At 65.9% G+C, this 19,326-nt stretch carries 15 protein-coding genes; 8 read left to right on the plus strand and 7 right to left on the minus strand.

Features of this window, described 5'->3' with window-relative positions:
* Positions 1-89: 89 nt before the first annotated feature.
* Together ABE459_RS22855 and ABE459_RS22860 are read right to left on the minus strand one after the other, a co-directional pair.
* Entirely contained in the window at positions 90-386 is a 297-nt protein-coding gene (locus tag ABE459_RS22855; RefSeq protein WP_125463092.1) for a BolA family protein, read from the minus strand.
* Between the two features lie 10 nt (positions 387-396).
* Entirely contained in the window at positions 397-915 is a 519-nt protein-coding gene (locus ABE459_RS22860) for a DUF2059 domain-containing protein (protein ID WP_110992507.1), read from the minus strand.
* A 153-nt stretch (positions 916-1,068) separates the two neighbouring features.
* On the opposite strand from ABE459_RS22860, the gene ABE459_RS22865 reads away from it, so the two are divergent.
* Positions 1,069-2,463: a class II fumarate hydratase gene (locus tag ABE459_RS22865; protein ID WP_125463091.1), complete on the plus strand. Its 1,395-nt coding sequence runs from the start codon at positions 1,069-1,071 to the stop codon at positions 2,461-2,463.
* A gap of 127 nt (positions 2,464-2,590) precedes the next feature.
* Here the strand turns inward: ABE459_RS22865 and ABE459_RS22870 are convergent, their stop codons facing one another.
* Complete coding sequence (locus ABE459_RS22870; protein ID WP_323830856.1) at positions 2,591-3,544, minus strand: DMT family transporter; 954 nt, start codon at positions 3,542-3,544, stop codon at positions 2,591-2,593.
* A 234-nt stretch (positions 3,545-3,778) separates the two neighbouring features.
* Complete coding sequence (gene pap / locus ABE459_RS22875; RefSeq protein WP_125463089.1) at positions 3,779-5,272, minus strand: polyphosphate:AMP phosphotransferase; 1,494 nt, start codon at positions 5,270-5,272, stop codon at positions 3,779-3,781.
* A 123-nt stretch (positions 5,273-5,395) separates the two neighbouring features.
* On the opposite strand from pap, the gene mnmC reads away from it, so the two are divergent.
* From mnmC to ABE459_RS22900, 5 genes are all read left to right on the plus strand, one after another.
* Positions 5,396-7,366, plus strand: coding sequence for a bifunctional tRNA (5-methylaminomethyl-2-thiouridine)(34)-methyltransferase MnmD/FAD-dependent 5-carboxymethylaminomethyl-2-thiouridine(34) oxidoreductase MnmC (gene mnmC, locus ABE459_RS22880; protein ID WP_323830855.1), 1,971 nt, complete (start codon positions 5,396-5,398; stop codon positions 7,364-7,366).
* 261 nt (positions 7,367-7,627) lie between these two features.
* On the plus strand, positions 7,628-9,415 hold the full coding sequence (locus ABE459_RS22885; RefSeq protein WP_323830854.1) for an N-acetylglutaminylglutamine amidotransferase: 1,788 nt from the start codon (positions 7,628-7,630) through the stop codon (positions 9,413-9,415).
* A 3-nt stretch (positions 9,416-9,418) separates the two neighbouring features.
* Positions 9,419-11,164 carry an N-acetylglutaminylglutamine synthetase gene (ngg, locus tag ABE459_RS22890; RefSeq protein WP_125463086.1) on the plus strand — a complete coding sequence of 582 codons (1,746 nt, stop codon included), beginning with the start codon at positions 9,419-9,421 and terminating at the stop codon, positions 11,162-11,164.
* Between the two features lie 118 nt (positions 11,165-11,282).
* Positions 11,283-12,467: an osmoprotectant NAGGN system M42 family peptidase gene (locus ABE459_RS22895; protein ID WP_125463085.1), complete on the plus strand. Its 1,185-nt coding sequence runs from the start codon at positions 11,283-11,285 to the stop codon at positions 12,465-12,467.
* A 257-nt stretch (positions 12,468-12,724) separates the two neighbouring features.
* A complete protein-coding gene (locus ABE459_RS22900) occupies positions 12,725-13,105 on the plus strand; it encodes a hypothetical protein (RefSeq protein WP_125857797.1) in 381 nt (126 codons plus the stop codon).
* Here ABE459_RS22900 and ABE459_RS22905 read toward each other — a convergent pair whose 3' ends face one another.
* Positions 13,106-13,942, minus strand: coding sequence for a S1-like domain-containing RNA-binding protein (locus ABE459_RS22905; RefSeq protein ID WP_110992498.1), 837 nt, complete (start codon positions 13,940-13,942; stop codon positions 13,106-13,108).
* A gap of 130 nt (positions 13,943-14,072) precedes the next feature.
* On the opposite strand from ABE459_RS22905, the gene ABE459_RS22910 reads away from it, so the two are divergent.
* The gene (locus tag ABE459_RS22910; RefSeq protein WP_125463083.1) at positions 14,073-14,933 is read left to right on the plus strand and encodes a DUF6279 family lipoprotein; all 861 of its coding nucleotides are present in this window, start codon (positions 14,073-14,075) and stop codon (positions 14,931-14,933) included.
* Between the two features lie 160 nt (positions 14,934-15,093).
* Here ABE459_RS22910 and aceK read toward each other — a convergent pair whose 3' ends face one another.
* Positions 15,094-16,809: a bifunctional isocitrate dehydrogenase kinase/phosphatase gene (gene aceK, locus ABE459_RS22915; protein WP_323830853.1), complete on the minus strand. Its 1,716-nt coding sequence runs from the start codon at positions 16,807-16,809 to the stop codon at positions 15,094-15,096.
* Between the two features lie 235 nt (positions 16,810-17,044).
* Here aceK and ABE459_RS22920 point away from each other — a divergent pair, with 235 nt between their 5' ends.
* Positions 17,045-17,920 (plus strand): DMT family transporter, encoded by an 876-nt coding sequence (locus tag ABE459_RS22920; protein WP_323830852.1) that lies wholly within the window; start codon positions 17,045-17,047, stop codon positions 17,918-17,920.
* A 66-nt stretch (positions 17,921-17,986) separates the two neighbouring features.
* Here ABE459_RS22920 and ABE459_RS22925 read toward each other — a convergent pair whose 3' ends face one another.
* Entirely contained in the window at positions 17,987-18,868 is an 882-nt protein-coding gene (locus tag ABE459_RS22925; protein WP_323830851.1) for a DMT family transporter, read from the minus strand.
* Positions 18,869-19,326: the final 458 nt, after the last annotated feature.

The raw sequence follows: 19,326 nt of genomic DNA on the forward strand, positions 1-19,326 counted from the left end.
GGGCTATAGCGTGGGAGCGGGCTTGCCCCGCGATGGCGTCGGTACGATATCTACAAGGGGCGGCAGTTTACCAGAATCCCAGGGAGGATTCAGTGCCCGCCGCCAGCACACACCGGCGAGGCCGGCGCCACACCCACCTGCGCCCACTCCTCCGGGGTGTAGGTGTGAATGGCCAGGGCATGGATCTCGCCCATCAGCTCAGCCATGGTGGCGTAGACCTTCTGGTGACGCTTGACGCTGTTCAGCCCGGCGAACTGCTCGCTGACCAGCACCGCCTTGTAGTGCGTCTCCTGGCCACGGCTGTGCATGTGGCTTTCGTTGAGCACTTCAAGGTGCGCGGTGCCCAGCGGCGCCAGTTGCTGTTCGATACGTTGCTGCATGCTCATCGCGATGGGCTCACTTCTTGGCCGGGGCCTTGCCGGCGTTCGGGTCGAGTTCCTTGGTCATGTCGTCGAGCAGCTTGTTGACCACCGGTACCGCAGGCTCGAGGCTCTGCTGGGTGAGCTGGGCCGACTGCTGGGTGACCTTGGGCATTTCGCGCAGGACTTTCTTGCCCAGCGGCGACTCGTAGAACTTGACCAGATCGTTCAGCTCGCCCTCGGTGAAGGTGGCGGTGTACAGGTCGACCATCTTCGGCTTGAGTTTCTTCCAGCCGATGGCGTTGTCCAGGGCGGCGTTGGCCTTGGCCTGGTAGCTGTCGAGCACGGTTTTCTTGGAGGCCGGCGCCTTGGTCTGCTCGAAGCGCTGGGCGAACATCTGCTGGACCTGCATGTACACCGGGGTGCCCAGCTTGTCGGCGTTGGCCAGGGTCAGGAATTTCTCGGCGGCGGCATTGTGGCTGGGGGTGGCAGCGAGTACCTGGCCGCTGGCACAGACCAGGGCTACGGCGGCACAGAGGACACGGAGACGGGTCATTGCATTTCCTTCAAGAAAGGGAGGCGGGTACCTCAGAGTAGAGCATTCTGCGCTGTGATGGCGAAGTGCTCAAGGGCTACGACGAGCGTGGGAACCGCTTGGTCGAATCAGGGCCTAAACTGCGAATTCGGACTACAAAGGAGTGAGCGCAGCATGAGCCGTATCGAGACAGACAGCCTGGGCCCGGTGGAAGTTCCGGAGCACGCCTACTGGGGCGCGCAGACCCAGCGCTCGCTGATCAACTTCGCCATAGGCAAGGAACGCATGCCCCTCGCGGTGCTGCACGCCCTGGCGCTGGTCAAGAAAGCCGCGGCGCGGGTGAACGACCGCAACGGCGACCTGCCCGCCGACATCGCCCGGCTGATCGAGCAGGCCGCCGACGAAGTGCTCGACGGCGAGCACGACGATCAATTCCCGCTGGTGGTCTGGCAGACCGGCAGCGGCACCCAGAGCAACATGAACGTCAACGAGGTGATCGCCGGGCGCGCCAACGAGCTGGCCGGCAAAGGTCGTGGCGGCAAGGTGCCGGTCCACCCCAACGATCACGTCAACCGTTCGCAAAGCTCCAACGACTGCTTCCCCACCGCCATGCACATCGCCGCCGCCCAGGCCGTGCAGCACAAACTGCTGCCGGCCATCGCCGAGCTGTCATCCGGGCTGGCCGAGCTGTCGGCGCGCCACCAGAAGCTGGTCAAGACCGGCCGCACGCACATGATGGACGCCACGCCGATCACTTTCGGCCAGGAAGTCTCGGCCTTCGTCGCCCAGCTCGACTATGCCCAGCGCGCCATCCGCGCCACCTTGCCGGCGGTCTGCGAGCTGGCCCAGGGCGGTACGGCGGTAGGCACCGGACTCAACGCCCCGCATGGTTTTGCCGAGGCCATCGCCGCCGAGCTGGCAGCCCTCTCCGGCCTGCCCTTCATCACCGCACCGAACAAGTTCGCCGCCCTCGCCGGCCACGAGCCGCTGACCAGCCTGGCCGGCGCGCTGAAAACCCTCGCGGTGGCGCTGATGAAGATCGCCAACGACCTGCGCCTGCTTGGTTCCGGCCCGCGCGCGGGGCTGGCCGAAGTCCGCCTGCCGGCCAACGAGCCCGGCAGCTCGATCATGCCCGGCAAGGTCAACCCGACCCAGTGCGAGGCACTGTCGATGCTGGCCTGCCAGGTGCTGGGCAACGACGCGGCAATCGGCTTTGCCGCAAGCCAGGGGCACCTGCAGTTGAACGTTTTCAAGCCGGTGATCATCCACAACCTGCTGCAGTCGATCGAGCTGCTGGCCGATGGCTGCAGCAACTTCCAGCAGCACTGCGTGGCCGGTATCGAGCCCGACGCCGAGCAGATGGCCGAGCACCTGGAGCGCGGGCTGATGCTGGTGACGGCGCTCAACCCGCACATCGGTTATGACAAGGCCGCGGAAATCGCCAAGAAGGCCTACAGCGAAGGCAAGACCCTGCGCGAGGCGGCACTGGAGTTGAAGTACCTGACCAACGAGCAGTTCGACCAGTGGGTAAGGCCGGAGAACATGCTGGCGCCAGGCGGCAAGGGCTGAAAACCATCGCGGGGCAAGCCCGCTCCCACGCTGGGCTTGCCAAAAAGTTGGAAAGCAATACAACTCTTGGGGGCGGTCCAACGTGGGAGCGGCGGTGCGCCGCTGCGACTTGCCCCGCGATGGGCATTCAGCCGAGCTGCGCCCGCCGCGCCTTCCACCCCGCCACCAGCGATGGCCCCAACGCCACCAGCGCCGACCCCAGCACCACGGTCACCGCCCCGAGATACCCCAGCGCATTGATATCCTCGGCATGCACGTATTCCGGCCAGGCCCAGGCCGCGATCGCCACCGCAATGAAAGTGACCAAAGGCGTCAACGCCAAGGTCGCGCTCACCCGCGAGGCCTCCCAGTGCGCCAGGGCTTCGGCGAAGGCGCCATAGGCCACCAGCGTGTTGAGGCAGCACGCCAGCAGCAACCAACCCTGCAATGGGCTCAACTGCAGGGCCTCCAGTGGGTGTACCCAGGGCGTCAGCAGCATGGCGCAGCCCAGGTACATCACCATCATCACCTGCTGCGAACCCCACACCGTCAGCAGTTGCTTCTGGCTCAGGGCGTAGAACACCCAGATGCTGGTGGCCAACAGGATGGTCAACACCCCGGTGGTGTAGGCACCCAACGAGGTCAGCAATTCTTCCAGGCGCTGGTTGAAGAACAGCCCGAAGCCCGCCAACAGCACCACCAGGCCAATGCCCTGCCCAAGGCTGAAGCGCTCCTTGAACACGAACACACTGGCCACCAGCAACAATACCGGCCCCAGTTGCACCACCAGCTGCGCGGTACCGGGGCTGAGCAGCTTCAGGCCGATCAGGTACAGCACATAGTTGCCCAGCAGCCCGCCGATGGCGACCAGCATCAGCAGTTTGCCCTTGCCGCCCAGCCGGCCGAACGAAGGCAGGCGTCGACGGGCCGCCAGCCAGGCAAACAGCAGCCCTCCGGACACCGCAAGGCGGTACCAGGTGACGGTCACCGGGTCCATCACTTGCAGTACCTGCTTGAGCTTGATTGGCAAGATGCCCCATAGCAGCGCGGTCAACAGGGCGAGCAGCAGGCCGAAAACCCAACGGCCGGAAGTGATGTGCATGGTGTCCTCGGTCAGGCCCGTGGTGGGGGTAACTGGATTCTAAGGGGTTGCAGCGTCGGGCCGAGGACGGGTTGCGGGAAAAGAATTCATCAGGTCATTCCGGTGGGTCATGGCTGAAAACTATCGCGGGGCAAGCCCGCTCCCACGGGATGGACTGCTCCAAGGTGTAGATTGGTGTCCAACTTCTTGGGGGCAGTCCATCCGTGGGAGCGGGCTTGCCCCGCGATGCCTCACCTACTTCTTGTGCCTGGCAAACGCCGCTTCCAGCGCCTCGTTGATGGTGCGCAGCACTTTCACCCGTGCCCAGCGCTTGTCGTTGGCCTCCACCAGGGTCCAGGGCGCGATCTCGGTGCTGGTGCGGTCGACCATGTCGCCCACCGCTTCGCTGTAGAGGTCCCACTTGTCGCGGTTGCGCCAGTCTTCCTCGGTGATCTTGTAGCGTTTGAACGGGATCTGCTCGCGCTCCTCGAAACGCTCAAGCTGGGTCTGCTGGTCGATGGACAGCCAGAACTTGACCACCACCACCCCAGCGTTGCGCAGTTGCTCCTCGAAGTCGTTGATCTCGCCATAGGCGCGCATCCAGTCGGCCGGGCTGCAGAAGCCCTCGACCCGCTCCACCAGCACCCGCCCGTACCAGGAGCGGTCGAAGATGGTGAACTTGCCGCGCGCCGGAATGTGCCGCCAGAAGCGCCACAGGTAAGGCTGGGCGCGCTCCTCCTCGGTGGGCGCGGCCACCGGCACGATCCGGTACTGCCGCGGGTCGAGCGCCGCCGCCACCCGGCGGATCGCCCCGCCCTTGCCCGCGGCGTCATTGCCTTCGAACACCGCCACCAGCGCATGCCGGCGCATGTGCTTGTTGCGCAGCAGGCCGGCCAGGCGCGCCTGCTCGGTAACCAGCTGTTCTTCGTAGTCGCGTTTGTCCAGGCGCAGGGTCAGGTCCAACGCCCCGAGCAGGCTCTTCTGGTCGATGGCGCGCCCGAGCGGCGCCACATTGCCCTGATGCTTGCCCTTGGGGTTGTTGGCCAGCGCAGCCTGCAGGCTTTCCAGCAGGATGCGCCCCACCGCCAGGCTGCGGTAATGAGGGTCGAAGCCCTCGACCACATGCCAGGGCGCATAGTCGCGGCTGGTGCGGCGCAGCACCCGCTCGCCGAAGCGCACGAAGCGGTCGTAGGTTTCCGATTGCTGCCAGTCCAGCGGGCTGATGCGCCAGTTGTGCAGCGGGTCGTCCTTCAGCGCCTTGAGCCGCGCCTTCATCTGCTTCTTGGACAGGTGGAACCAGAACTTGATGATCAGCGCGCCTTCGTCGCAGAGCATCTGCTCCAGGCGCTCGGCCCCGGCGATGGCCTGGTCGAGCACGGCGTCCTTGAACTGGCCATGCACCCGACCTTCGAGCATCTGGCTGTACCAGTTGCCGAAGAACACGCCCATGCGCCCTTTCGGCGGCAGGGCCCGCCAGTAGCGCCAGGCCGGCGGGCGGGCCAGCTCTTCGTCAGTCTGCTGGTCGAAGGTGCGCACCTCGATCAGGCGCGGATCCATCCACTCGTTGAGCAGCTTGACCGTCTCGCCCTTGCCGGCGCCCTCGATGCCGTTGATCAGCACGATCACCGGGAAGCGCCCCTGCTGCTTGAGGTCGTACTGGGCTTCGAGCAACGCCTCGCGCAGGGCGGGCACTTCGGCCTCGTAGGTGTCCTTGTCGATGCTGTGACCGATTTCCGCAGATTCGAACATGCTGGGCTCCTTCAATGGATCAGCTACAAGCTACAAGCTTCAAGCTGCAAGAAAAAGCGGCGCGTGCGACTATCCGCTTTTATCTTGCAGCTTGAAGCTTGCAACTTGCGGCTTAATACGACCATGTCTGACTCACCCCTCTCCCTGCATGCCCAGATCGACTGGGACGAACAGGGCCGCCCCCACTCGCGCCAATACGACGATGTGTATTTCTCCAGGGAAGAAGGCATCGACGAAACCGTGCATGTGTTCATCGAGCAGAACCGCCTGCGTCAACGCTTCGCCGAACTGCCGCCACACGCCTGCCTGGTGATCGGCGAGACCGGCTTCGGCACCGGCATGAATTTTTTCTGTGCCTGGCAACTGTTCGACGAGCTGGCCCACGCCGATGCCCGCCTGCATTTCGTCAGTGTCGAGAAGTACCCGCTGACCCGTGACGACCTGGCGCGGGCCATGCAGCTGTGGCCACAGTTCGCCGCGTACACCGGCCCGCTGCTGGAGCAGTACGTGGCCATTCACCCAGGCTTCCAGCAGTTCAGCCTCGATGGCGGCCGGGTGACCCTGACGCTGATGATCGGCGATGCCCTGGAGCAGTTGCCGCAGCTCGACGCACGCATCGATGCCTGGTTCCTCGACGGCTTCGCCCCGGCGAAAAACCCGGACATGTGGACCCCCGAGCTGTTCGCCCAGCTGGCACACCTGTCGCACGCCGGCACCACCCTCGGCACCTTCACCACCACCGGCTGGGTTCGCCGGTCGCTGGTCGAGGCCGGCTTCACCATGAAGAAGGTGCCGGGGCTGGGCAAAAAATGGGAAGTGATGCATGGCCACTACAGCGCCGAACCGGCCGCCCTGCCCGCCCCCTGGTTCGCCCGCCCGGCCGCGCCACCCGGCCCGCGCGAAGCCCTGGTGATCGGCGCGGGCCTGGCCGGCAGTGCCACGGCCGCCAGCCTGGCCGCGCGCGGCTGGCAGGTCAGCGTGCTGGAACGCCACGACGGCCCGGCGCAGGAAGCCTCGGGCAATCCGCAAGGCGTGCTCTACCTCAAGCTGTCCGCCCATGGCACGGCGCTGTCGCAGATGATCCTTGCCGGCTTTGGCTACACCCGCCGCTGGCTGCAGCGCCTGCAACGCGGCCAGGCCTGGGATGGCTGCGGGGTATTGCAACTGGCCTTCGACGGCAAAGAAGCCGAGCGCCAAGCCAAACTGGCGGCTGCGTTCGACAGCAGCCTGCTGCAGCTGCTGGACCGCGACCAGGCCCAGGCCGTCGCCGGCGTTGCCCTGCCCGCTGGCGGCCTGTTCTACCCCGAAGGTGGCTGGGTCCATCCGCCCGCGCTGTGCCAGGCGCAACTCGGCCATCCGCGTATCCGCCTGCTGAGCCACGCCAATGTGCTCGAACTGCGCAAGGCCGATGGCCTGTGGCAGGCCTGGGACGGCGAACGCCTGCTGGCCAGCGCGCCGCTGGTGGTGCTGGCCGGTGCCGCCGAGGTACGCAACTTCCCGGCCTGCGCCGGGCTGCCGCTCAAGCGCATTCGCGGGCAGATCACCCGCTTGCCGGCCACCGAGGCCAGCCGGGCATTGCAAACGGTGGTGTGCGCCGAAGGCTATGTGGCGCCGCCTCGTGGCGATGAGCACACCCTGGGCGCCAGCTTCGATTTCCACAGCCAGGACACCATTCCCACCCTCGCCGAGCACAAGGGCAACCTGGCGCTGCTGGACGAGATTTCCACCGACCTGGCCGAGCGATTGGCCGTCGACAAGCTCGCTGTCGAGCAACTGCAAGGTCGCGCGGCGTTCCGTTGCACCAGCCCGGACTACCTGCCCATCGTCGGGCCGGTGGCGGACACCGAGGCGTTCAATGAGGCCTATGCCGCGCTGGCCAGGGACGCGCGACAGGTGCCGGATATCGCCTGCCCGTGGCTTGAGGGGCTGTATGTGAACAGCGGGCATGGCTCGCGTGGGTTGATCACCGCACCGCTGTCTGGGGAGCTGATTGCGGCGTGGGCCAGTGGTGAACCATTGCCGGTGCCCCGAGCCGTGGCCGAGGCCTGCCATCCGAATCGGTTCGCGTTGCGCCGGTTGATTCGCGGTAAATAGCGGGATCGCCGGGGGCGCTTTGCGCCCCTTTCCGGCCGGTCCGACGCTTCGGCAAGGCCGCTCCTACACAGGCGATCGCGATCACCTGTAGGAGCGGCCTTGCCGAAGCGTCGGACCGGCCGGAAAGGAAAGCACAGCGGTCCCAGTCCCCGGCAACCACATATAACAGATTGATCTAAAACTCCTGCAACCCACCCCGGTCCCTACCTAAGTGCCCCACCTTGCGGGCACCTTCCCCAACGGCAAAACCGGTAAGGACTTATGTGCGGATTAGCAGGAGAGTTACGTTTCACCCCCTTCGACCAAGCCCCTCGCCCGGCGGACCTCGCCGCCGTGGAGCGCATCACCCACCACCTGGCGCCCCGCGGCCCGGACGCCTGGGGCTTCCATAGCCAGGGCCCGATCGCCCTCGGCCACCGCCGGCTGAAGATCATGGACCTGTCCGACAACTCGGCGCAGCCGATGGTCGACAACCCCCTCGGCCTGGCCCTGGCCTTCAACGGCGCCATCTACAACTTCCCCGAGCTGCGCGAGGAACTGCAGGCGCTGGGCTACAGCTTCCACTCCGATGGCGACACCGAGGTGCTGCTCAAGGGCTACCACGCCTGGGGCGCAGCGCTGCTGCCCAAGCTCAACGGCATGTTCGCCCTGGCCATCTGGGAACGCGACAACCAGCGCCTGTTCCTGGCCCGCGACCGCCTCGGCGTCAAGCCGCTGTACCTGTCGCGCAACGGCGAACGCCTGCGCTTCGCCTCGACGCTGCCGGCGCTGCTCAAGGGCGGCGACATCGACCCTGTGCTCGACCCGGTGGCACTCAACCACTACCTCAACTTCCACGCCGTGGTACCGGCGCCGCGCACCCTGCTGGCCAACGTGCAGAAGCTCGAACCCGGCACCTGGATGCGCATCGACCGTCACGGCGAAGTCGAGCGTCAGACTTGGTGGCAACTGCACTACGGGGCCAACCCCGATGAGCAGGAACTGGACCTGGAGGCCTGGACCACCCGGGTGCTCGACGCCACTCGCGACGCCGTGGCGATCCGCCAGCGCGCGGCGGTGGACGTTGGCGTGCTGTTGTCCGGCGGAGTCGATTCGAGCCTGCTGGTCGGCCTGCTGCGTGAAGCCGGGGTCGACGATCTGTCGACCTTTTCCATCGGTTTCGAGGATGCCGGTGGCGAGCGCGGCGACGAGTTCCAATACTCCGACCTGATCGCCCGCCATTACGGCACCCGCCACCACCAGTTGCGCATCGCCGAGCACGAGATCATCGAGCAGTTGCCGGCGGCGTTCCGGGCCATGAGCGAGCCGATGGTCAGCCATGACTGCATCGCCTTCTATCTGTTGTCGCGGGAAGTGGCCAGGCACTGCAAGGGCGTGCAAAGCGGCCAGGGCGCCGACGAGCTGTTCGCCGGCTATCACTGGTACCCGCAGGTGGATGGCGCGCAGGACCCGTTCGCGGCCTACCGCGAAGCCTTCTTCGACCGCCGCCACGGCGAATACCGCGACACCGTGCAGGCCCCCTGGCTACTGGACAACGACGCCGCTGGCGACTTCGTCCGCGAGCACTTCGCCCGCCCTGGCGCGCCGGACGCAGTGGACAAGGCACTGCGCCTGGACAGCACGGTGATGCTGGTCGACGACCCGGTCAAACGGGTGGACAACATGACCATGGCCTGGGGCCTGGAGGCGCGCACCCCGTTCCTCGACTACCGCCTGGTCGAGCTGTCGGCGCGTATCCCGGCGCGCTTCAAGCTGCCCGATGGCGGCAAGCAGGTGCTCAAGCAGGCGGCGCGGCGGGTCATCCCCCACGAAGTGATCGACCGCAAGAAGGGCTACTTCCCGGTGCCTGGGCTCAAGCACCTGGAGGGCGCGACCCTGGGCTGGGTGCGCGAGCTGCTGACCGACCCCAGCCAGGACCGCGGCCTGTTCAACCCGGCGATGCTCGACCGCCTGCTGAGCAACCCCCATGGCCAGCTCACCCCGCTGCGCGGCTCCAAGCTGTGGCAGCTGGCAGCGCTGAACCTGTGGCTCAGCGAACAAGGAATCTGATCGATGAAAGCCCACGAAATCGCCTATGGCCAGCGCCTTTTGCGCGGCCAGGCGCCGTCCTACGAACGCCTGCAGGCGCGTCTGGCCGGTGACGGCAGCGAACCCCACGACCAACCCCGCGCAGTGCACTGTGGCTGGGGCCGCCTGCTGATCGGGCACACCTACCCCGACCCGGCGAGCCTGGCCGACGCCCTGCTGCAAGAGCGTGCCGGCGAGCGCGACATCGCCCTGTACGTGGCCGCGCCGCAGCAGGTGCTGGCCCGGGCGCCGCAGCAGCTGTTCCTCGACCCGTCCGACACCCTGCGCCTGTGGTTCACCGACTACCGCCCGGCGCAGCGGGTGTTCCGCGGCTTTCGCATTCGCCGTGCGCAGAGCCCGGCGGACTGGCAGGCGGTCAACGCGCTGTACCAGGCCCGCGGCATGCTGGCGCTGGACCCCGACCTGCTGACCCCACACCACCTCGGTGGCCCGGTGTACTGGCTGGCCGAGGACGAAGACAGCCACGCCGTGATCGGCAGCGTCATGGGCCTGAACCACAGCAAGGCCTTCGACGACCCCGAACACGGCAGCAGCCTGTGGTGCCTGGCGGTCGATCCACACTGCACCCGCCCCGGCGTCGGCGAGGTGCTGGTGCGCCACCTGATCGAGCACTTCATGAGCCGCGGGCTGGCCTGCCTCGACCTGTCAGTACTGCACGACAACCGCCAGGCCAAGCGCCTGTACCAGAAGCTGGGGTTTCGTAACCTGCCGACCTTCGCGGTCAAGCGCAGGAACGGCATCAACCAGCCGCTGTTCCTGGGCCCCGGCCCCGAGGCCGGGCTCAACCCCTATGCGCGGATCATCGTCGATGAAGCGTTGCGCCGCGGCATCGAGGTGCAGGTGGACGATGCCGCCGCCGGGCTGTTCACCCTGAGCCTGGGCGGCCGACGCATCCGCTGCCGCGAGTCGCTCAGCGACTTGACCAGCGCCGTGAGCATGACCCTGTGCCAGGACAAGCGCCTGACCCGCCAGGTGCTGCACGACGCCGGCCTGCAGGTGCCGGCGCAGCAACTGGCGGGCAACGCCGACGACAATATGGCGTTTCTCGACGAGCATGGCGCGGTGGTGGTCAAGCCGGTGGACGGTGAGCAAGGCCAGGGCGTGGCCGTGAACCTGACCTGCATCGACGACGTCGGCCAGGCGGTGGAACAAGCCCGGCGCTTCGACAGCCGCGTGCTGCTGGAAAGCTTTCACCCGGGCAGCGACCTGCGCATCCTGGTGATCGGCTACGAGGTGGTGGCCGCGGCCATCCGCCACCCGGCCCAGGTGATCGGCGACGGCAAGCACAGCCTGCGCGCGCTGATCGAGGCCCAGAGCCGTCGACGCCAGGCCGCCACCGGCGGCGAGAGCCGCATCCCGCTTGATGACGAGACCGAACGCACGCTCAAGGCGGCGGGCGTTGGCTACGACCATGTACTGCCGGCCGGCCAGCGCCTGGCCGTGCGACGCACCGCCAACCTGCACACCGGGGGGACGTTGGAAGACGTGACCGAACGCCTGCACCCGGTGCTGGCCGATGCCGCTGTGCGGGCTGCGCGGGCGCTGGAAATCCCGGTGGTGGGGCTCGACTTCATGGTGCGTGCTGCCGAGCAGCCGGATTACGTGATCATCGAGGCCAATGAACGCGCAGGGCTGGCCAACCATGAACCGCAGCCCACGGCTGAGCGCTTTGTCGATTTGCTGTTCGCCCACAGCAAAGCGCCAGCCTGAACATCATCGCGGGGCAAGCCCGCTCCCACGTACTGCCACTCAAATTCTTGGGGCAATCAAGTTGCGTGGGAGCGGGCTTGCCCCGCGATGAGGCCCTCGAAACGAAGGAGAAATCCTGATGTCTGCGAAACACCCCGAACCCGATCTCGACTACCTGAAGAAAGTCCTGCTGGAAATGCTCGCCATCCCCAGCCCCACCGGCTTCACCGATACCATCGTGCGCTATGTCGCCGAACGCCTGGACGAACTGGGCATCCCCTTCGAACTGACCCGCCGCGGCACCATCCGCGCCACGCTCAAGGGCCGGCAAAGCTCGCCGGACCGAGCCGTCAGCGCGCACCTGGACACCATCGGCGCCAGCGTGCGCCAGTTGCAGGACAACGGCCGACTGGCGCTGGCGGCCGTGGGCTGCTGGTCGAGCCGCTTCGCCGAAGGCAGCCGGGTCAGCGTGTTCACCGATACCGGCGTATACCGCGGCAGCGTGCTGCCGCTGATGGCCAGCGGGCACGCCTTCAACACCGCCATCGACCAGATGCCGATCAGTTGGGAACACGTGGAAGTGCGCCTGGACGCCTACTGCACCACCCGCGCCGACTGCGAAGCGCTGGGGATAGCCATCGGTGATTTCGTCGCCTTCGACCCGCTGCCGGAGTTCACCGAAAGCGGCCATATCAGCGCCCGTCACCTGGACGACAAGGCCGGCGTGGCGGCGCTGCTGGCGGCGCTCAAGGCGGTGGTGGAAAGCGGCCGGCAGCCACTGATCGACTGCCACCCACTGTTCACCATCACCGAGGAAACCGGCTCGGGCGCTGCCGCCGCCCTGCCCTGGGATGTCAGCGAGTTCGTCGGTATCGACATCGCTCCGGTGGCCCCCGGCCAGGCCTCAAGCGAACATGCGGTGAGCGTGGCCATGCAGGACTCGTCCGGGCCCTACGACTACCACCTGTCGCGCCACCTGCTGAAGCTGGCTGGCGACCAGGGCCTGCCGGTGCGCCGCGACCTGTTCCGCTACTACTTCAGCGACGCCCATTCGGCGGTGACCGCCGGCCACGACATCCGCACCGCCCTGGTGGCCTTCGGTTGCGATGCCACCCACGGCTACGAGCGCACCCATATCGACAGCCTGGCGGCCCTCAGCCGGCTGCTCTGCGGCTACCTGTTGAGCCCGCCGGTGTTTGCCAGCGATTCGCAGCCGGCCAACGCCTCGCTGGAGCGCTTCAGTCACCAGTTGGAGCACGACGCGCAGATGGAAAGTGACACCCGGGTGCCGGCGGTGGACAGCCTGGTGGGTAACAAAGGTTGAGGTTTTGCCATGGCCGACAAGCCGACGCCCACTGTAGGAGCGGCCTTGTGCCGCGAAAGGGCCGCAACGCGGCCCCGGCAATTTCTGCTTTAACGCCAAAATCCTGGGGCTGCGCTGCAGCCCTTTCGCGGCACAAGGCCGCTCCTACAGGAATGGTGCAGACCTTCAGGGCCAATGCACATATCGCACACCTTGCCCCGCCCTGCGCCACCCCGCACAATGTCAGGCCTTTCTGGCGTCAATCCGCAGGACCCTGCATGAAAATCAACAAACCCACCGCCATCGCCCGGCGCAACGAAGCGCTGGCCCGCCCGGTACTCGACAGCGACAACACCCTGTTCGCCATCCTCGACACCAAGCGCAACCTGTGGTGGTTCGAAGTGCCGGTGGCACTGCTGCGCAAAGGCCAGCCCGACTGGGTCAACCTGTTGCTGCACACCCCGGAAACCGACGAACTGCAGCACCTGAAGGTGCCGGTCAACTTCCTCCGCGCTCACCAGGAGCAGATGGAAGTGCGCCACCCCGGCAAGCGCCGCTCCACCATCAGCCTGGCGCTGAGCGCCGACCGCGATTCGCTGCTGCGCGACACCCGCCCGGGTGGCGAGCAACTGGATTTCCGCACCTTCGTGCAGGCCTGATCAGGCCCGCTCGATCCGGTCGTCATGGATGACGATCTTGCCCTGCTTGAACAACGCGCCAATGGCCTTCTTGAAGTTGCCCTTGCTGACGTTGAACATCTGGCTGATCACCGCCGGGTCGCTCTTGTCGCACACCGGCAGCACGCCACCGGCCGCTTCCAGGCGCTGCATGATCTGCTCTTGCAGGCCGTCGGCCAGCGCTTCGCCCACTGGCTGCAGGCTCAGGGCGATCTTGCCGTCGTGGCGCACTTCCTTGATGAAGCCCTTCTCGTGCATGCCTGAACGCAGGAACTTGAACACCTCGTTCTTGTGGATCAGGCCCCAGTGGCGGTTGTTGATGATCGCCTTGAAGCCCATCGGCGTCTCGCCGGCCACCAGCAGCTCGACCGGCTGGCCGACCTTGTAGTCGACCGGGGCGTTGTCCAGGTAGCGATCCAGCTTGGCGGTGGCGGTAATGCGGCGGGTGCGCTTGTCCAGGTAGGCGTGGACCACGCAGTAGTCGCCGATCTTCAGCGGCCGCGACTCTTCCGAGTACGGCATCAGCAGGTCCTTGGACAGGCCCCAGTCGAGGAAGATGCCCGCGCCGTTGATGTCCTTGACCTTGAGGCTGGCGAACTCGCCCACCTGCATTTTCGGCTTCTCGGTGGTGGCGATCAGCTGGTCTTCGCTGTCCAGGTAGATGAACACGTTGAGCCAGTCATCGAGTTCCAGCTCTGCGCCCTTGGGGAAGTAGCGCCGTGGCAGCAGGATTTCGCCATCGGCGCCGCCGTCCAGGTACAGGCCGAATTCCACGTGTTTCACGATTTGCAAACTGTTGTAGCGCCCAAGCAGAGCCATTTGTGAAGATCCTCAAGACAAGGCGGCTATTCTAACACCTGACCCGCCCGGCCGCCCGAGCGCACATGCACCGGAACCGCCGCGCACCCCTTGCGTCTACCGCCTGGCCAGTCCCTGCAAGGATTCGCTCATGCCTGTACGCCTGACCAAAGCCCTGCTCATCGTCGTTGCCCTGGCCCTGGTGCTGGTAGCCTGCAACCGCATCGACCTGGCCTACCGCAACCTCGACCGCCTGGTGCCGTGGTCGCTGGGCGACTATCTGGACATGAACCGCGAGCAGAAGCGCCTGCTCGACGAACGGCTCAAGGAGCAACTGGCCTGGCACTGCCGGACCCAACTGCCCGGCTACCTCGACTGGCTCGACCGGGTGCAGTCGATGGTTGCCAACGACAGCGTCACCGATAACACCCTGCAACAGCGTACCGCCGAAGCACGCCAGGCCATCGGTCGGGTGGCCGAGCAGATCACGCCCTCCGCCACCGAGCTGCTGCGCGGCATGAGCGACGCCCAGGTGGCAGAAATGCGCCAGGCGTTTCGCCAGGACATCGACAAGCGCCGGCAAGCCTATGCCGAGACGCCGTTGCCCAAACAGGTCGCACAACGCGCCACGCGCATGGAGAAACGCCTTGAACCCTGGCTTGGCGAACTGACCCCTGAGCAACGCCTGCGGGTGATGAGCTGGTCGCAGGCGTTGGGCGACCAGAATCGTAGCGCAATCGCCAACCGCGCCCACTGGCAGCAGCAACTGGCACTGGCGATGGAGCAACGCGCCTCTCCCGGTTTCGAGCCACGCCTTGCACAGTTGCTGCAGCGCAAGGAGAGCCTGTGGACGCCGGAGTACCGTCAGGCCTTCCAGAACAGCGAGCAGCAGGCACGCAGCCTGCTGGTGGACCTGATGAAACAGAGCAGCCCGGCGCAGCGGCAATTCCTGCAGCAGAAATTGAACAAGGTGCGCACGGATTTCAGTGAGTTGAAGTGCCTGAAAGGGTAAATCAGGCCCATGGACCTCGTGGGAGCAACTGTCTTGCTCAGATGCTGAAAAGCCCGTGCTTTCCCTGTGGGAGCGGGTTTACCCGCGAACACGGGCATAGCCCGTGCCAGGCACCGAGTCGTCATCTTCGCGGGTAAACCCGCTCCCACAGCTCCCCTTGTCAGCGCACCTTGCGCCGGTAAGGGAACACATCGATCACCTTCCCCGCCCGGATAGCCTCCTGCAACCCCTTCCAGTAATCGGCGTCGTACAGCTCGCCATGCAAGCGGCTGAACAGACGCCGCTGGCCCATGTCGGCGAACAGGAACGGGGGGAACTCCTCGGGGAACACGTCGTGCGGGCCGATCGAATACCACGGCTCGCCGGACATTTCGTCCTCCGGATAGCGCGGTGGCGGGATATGGCGGAAGTTGACCTCGGTAAGGAAACAGATTTCGTCGTAGTCGTAGAACACCACCCGGCCATGGCGGGTGACACCGAAGTTCTTCAGCAGCATGTCGCCCGGGAAGATATTGGCCGCCGCCAGTTGCTTGATCGCTAGCCCGTAATCCTCCAGCGCCTCCAGCACCTGCGCCTCGCTGGCATGCTCCAGGTACAGGTTGAGCGGGGTCATGCGCCGTTCGGTCCAGCAGTGGCGGATCAATACCGTGTCACCTTCGAGGGCCACGGTGGAGGGCGCTACCTCCAGCAGTTCGGCAAGGCATTCGGGGTCGAACTTGGCCTGGGGGAAGCGAAAATCGGCGAACTCCTGGGTATCGGCCATGCGCCCGACGCGATCGACGCTTTTCACCAAGCGGTACTTGTCGATCACCGTGGCACGGTCAACGGTCTTTGATGGCGAAAAGCGGTCCTTGATGATCTTGAACACCGTGTTGAAGCCCGGCAGGGTGAACACGCTCATCACCATCCCCCGTACCCCCGGGGCCATGATGAAACGGTCATCGCTGCGCGCCAGGTGGCCGATCAGCGCGCGGTAGAACTCCGACTTGCCGTGTTTGTAGAAGCCGATCGAGGTGTACAGCTCGGCGATGTGCTTGCCCGGCAGGATGCGCTTGAGAAAGTTGACGAACTCCGCCGGCACCGGCACATCGACCATGAAGTACGAGCGGGTGAAGGAGAAGATGATCGACACCTCGGCCTCGTCGGTGATCAGCGCGTCGGCCTCGATGCCATGCCCTTCGCGGTGCAGCAGCGGGATCACCAGCGGCCATTGCTCGTCGACCGTGTGCAGGCGCCCGACCAGGTAGGCGCCCTTGTTGCGGTACAGCACCGGGGTGAACAGCTCCACGGCCAGCGCCGGGTCCTTGCACACCCAGTCGGGCAGGCTCTCGCGCAGTTGCTGCTCCAGGCGTGTCAGGTCGCCCTCCAGGTCACCGTAGGGCTCGTTGAATGCATAATCGGCGAAGATCGCCCGCAGCAAGCTCTTCAGCCCCCCCTCAAGCGGGTAAGTACAGGTTTGCGCCGCGCGCTCGTGGCTGCGCATCGACGGCCGGGTGGTGTGGATGAACATGCAGCCGTCGCTGATCTGGTCATGGCTGAACAGGCTGCAGAACAGCGAGTTGTACCAGGTCTCCGACAGTTCATCGTCCAGGCGGGGGTCGATCAGGCGGATGTAAGCGTTCTTCACCAGCGGCCACTGCTCAACGTCCAGCAGCACTGGCGCCTCGAACCCTTGGCGCAACCTGCCGTTGGCCTCGGCGACCTTTTCTTCATAGAGGTTGATACGGGCCGCCGCCGCCTGCTGGATGTCCTGCCAGCGCGCCTGCTCGAAACGCTCGCGGGCGCCCAGGGTGATGCGGCGAAAGTGCTCGCGGTAGTCGTCGAAGCCCTCGAGGATCACGCGGGCGATGTCGGCAGCGGGCCAGGGTTGGGTCATGCGCGGGGCCTCGAATCAGGGTGAGTTAAAGAGCTTAGTCGCCTGCAGGGTTTACGGAAGACCGTGCGGCCCATCGCGGGGCAAGCCCGCTCCCACGCGCTCCCGCGTGTGGTGTGTGGCGTGGGAGCGGGCTTGCCCCGCGATGGGCCGCACGCAATCACTGAGCAAGAAAGCACAAGAATCGCCACACCTGGTGACGTACACTCGCGCCCCTGCCCCACTGCCGGAGACCCCCGTGAGCCCCATCGCCCTAGCCCGCCTGCTGACCCTTGCCGCTGTCTGGGGGGCGAGTTTCCTGTTCATGCGCATCATCGCCCCGGAACTCGGCACCGTACCGACCGCGTTCTTCCGGGTGTCGATCGCCTGCCTTGGGCTGATCGCGATCCTCGCTGCTACCCAGGTGCGCTGGGACTTCAACGGCAAGCTGGGCGCCTGCCTGGTGCTGGGCATGATCAACTCCGGCATCCCGGCGACCTTCTATTCGGTGGCAGCGCAGGTGCTGCCGGCCGGCTATTCGGCGATCTTCAACGCCACCACGCCACTGATGGGTGTGCTGATCGGCGCGCTGTGCTTCCGTGAGCCGATGACACTGGCCAAGCTGTGCGGGATATTCCTGGGCCTGTTCGGCGTCGGCATCCTCAGCGGCGCAGGGCCTGCGGCGCTGGACCTGGCCCTGCTGCAAGGCGCTCTGGCCTGCCTGGCGGCAACCACCTGCTATGGCTTCGCTGGTTTCCTCGCCCGGCGCTGGATCAGCGGCCTGGATAGCCGCCTGTCGGCCCTGGGCAGCATGCTCGGCGCGTCGCTGCTGCTCAGCCCGCTGTTCGCCTGGAGCGCCCTCACCCAACCGCCAGCCAGCTGGGGTGGCTGGCAGGTGTGGTTGTCGCTGCTGGGCCTGGGCCTGCTGTGCACCGCGTTCGCCTACATCCTGTACTTCCGCTTGCTGGACGAGATCGGGCCGGTCAAGGCCAGTACCGTGACCTTCCTGATTCCAGTGTTCGGCGTGCTGTGGGGGGCGTGGCTGCTGGACGAGCCACTGTCGATGGCACACCTGTACGGCGGGGTGCTGATTGGCGCAGCACTGTGGCTGGTGCTGCGCCCTACCCGGCAGTGACCGGGGGCGGGTGGGTGGTGTTTTGGGTGGGTGGGGGGGTGCGCCGCCCCCACGCTCCCACTGGCGTCAGGCCTGCGCTGTACGCAACGCCGGCTTGCGGAACACAAACAGCAGCCCGACCACGATCAGCCCCATGCCCAGCAGGCTGAGCGGCGCCAGGCGGTTACCGAAGATGATGAAATCCATCACCGCCGTCACCGCCGGCACCAGGTAAAACAGGCTGGTGACATTGACCAGGTTGCCCCGCGCAATCAGCCGGTACAGCAGCAGCGTGGCCAGCAACGAGACCACCAGCCCCATCCACAGCAGCGCGCCGACGAAGCTGGCATTCCATTCCACCTGCAACGGCTGGAACGGCGCGAACACCGCGCACAGGGCAAAACCTGCCAGGTACTGCAGCGGCAGGGTGCCCATGGGGTTGTCGGTGATGCGTTTCTGCAGGATCGAGCCGCAGGTCATGCTGGCCAGCGCCAGCAAGGCGAACAGCATCCCGAGCAACGAGACGCCACCCAGGTTGATGCCCTGGTAGACCACCATCACCAGTCCGCCGAGGCCCAGCCCAAGGCCGAACAGCCGGCTCCACGAACGCTGACGCTCCATCAGAACAACGGTGAGGATCGGCTGCACGCCCATCACTGTGGCCATGACGCCCGGGGTGACGTGGATGTTCAGCGCCAGCAGGTAGAAGATCTGGTACGCGCCGAGCAGCACGCAGCCGGTACCCAGGGCGCGCAGAATGCCACCCCGGCTACGCGGCCAGCGCAACCCCAGCAATGGGCCGATCAGCAACAGGCCGGCCAGTGCCAGCGCCGAGCGCAGCAACAGGAAGGCGAAGGGGCTGGCCTGGGCCAGACCAAGCTTGGAGACGATCGCCCCGCTGCTCCACAGCAGGACGAACAGGCTGGTAGTGGCCGCCGAGGCCACGGATGCTTTGTTGAAAACAGACATGTATTGCCACCTGTATGGGCAAGGAAAGCCGTACGGCGGTTCTATCGCGTATCGAGGGATAGCCGACCGTGTTCAGTAGGTTGCGTGTGCGGGGGATTCGGCCAGAAGCCGATCAGCCCAGTACGACCACGCAAGGAGGCGGAGCTACGCCGCCTACGACGCCACTGACAGGTGGTGGTGGGTAATGACTGATCATGGCCGGCTGCTGGCTGCCACGCACGACCACGCCCGCGACAGGCGCGAGAACGTAAGCAGTGGTGGAAGGGATGTCTGGCATGAGCAGGTCTTCGGGAAGTAAGTGTTTCGGAATATAACGGTGAATCGAGGGTGGGGCAACCACTGAAAAATCACTTGTCTGTTCGGCCCCTTTCGCGGGGTATACCCCGCCCAACGGGCGTGGGCGCGGGTGTAGCCGCCAAAAGGGCGGTGGAGGCAAAAACCCCCACACAACAAACCCC

The organism is Pseudomonas sp. TWI923, assembly GCF_039673365.1.
GTDB lineage: Bacteria > Pseudomonadota > Gammaproteobacteria > Pseudomonadales > Pseudomonadaceae > Aquipseudomonas > Aquipseudomonas sichuanensis.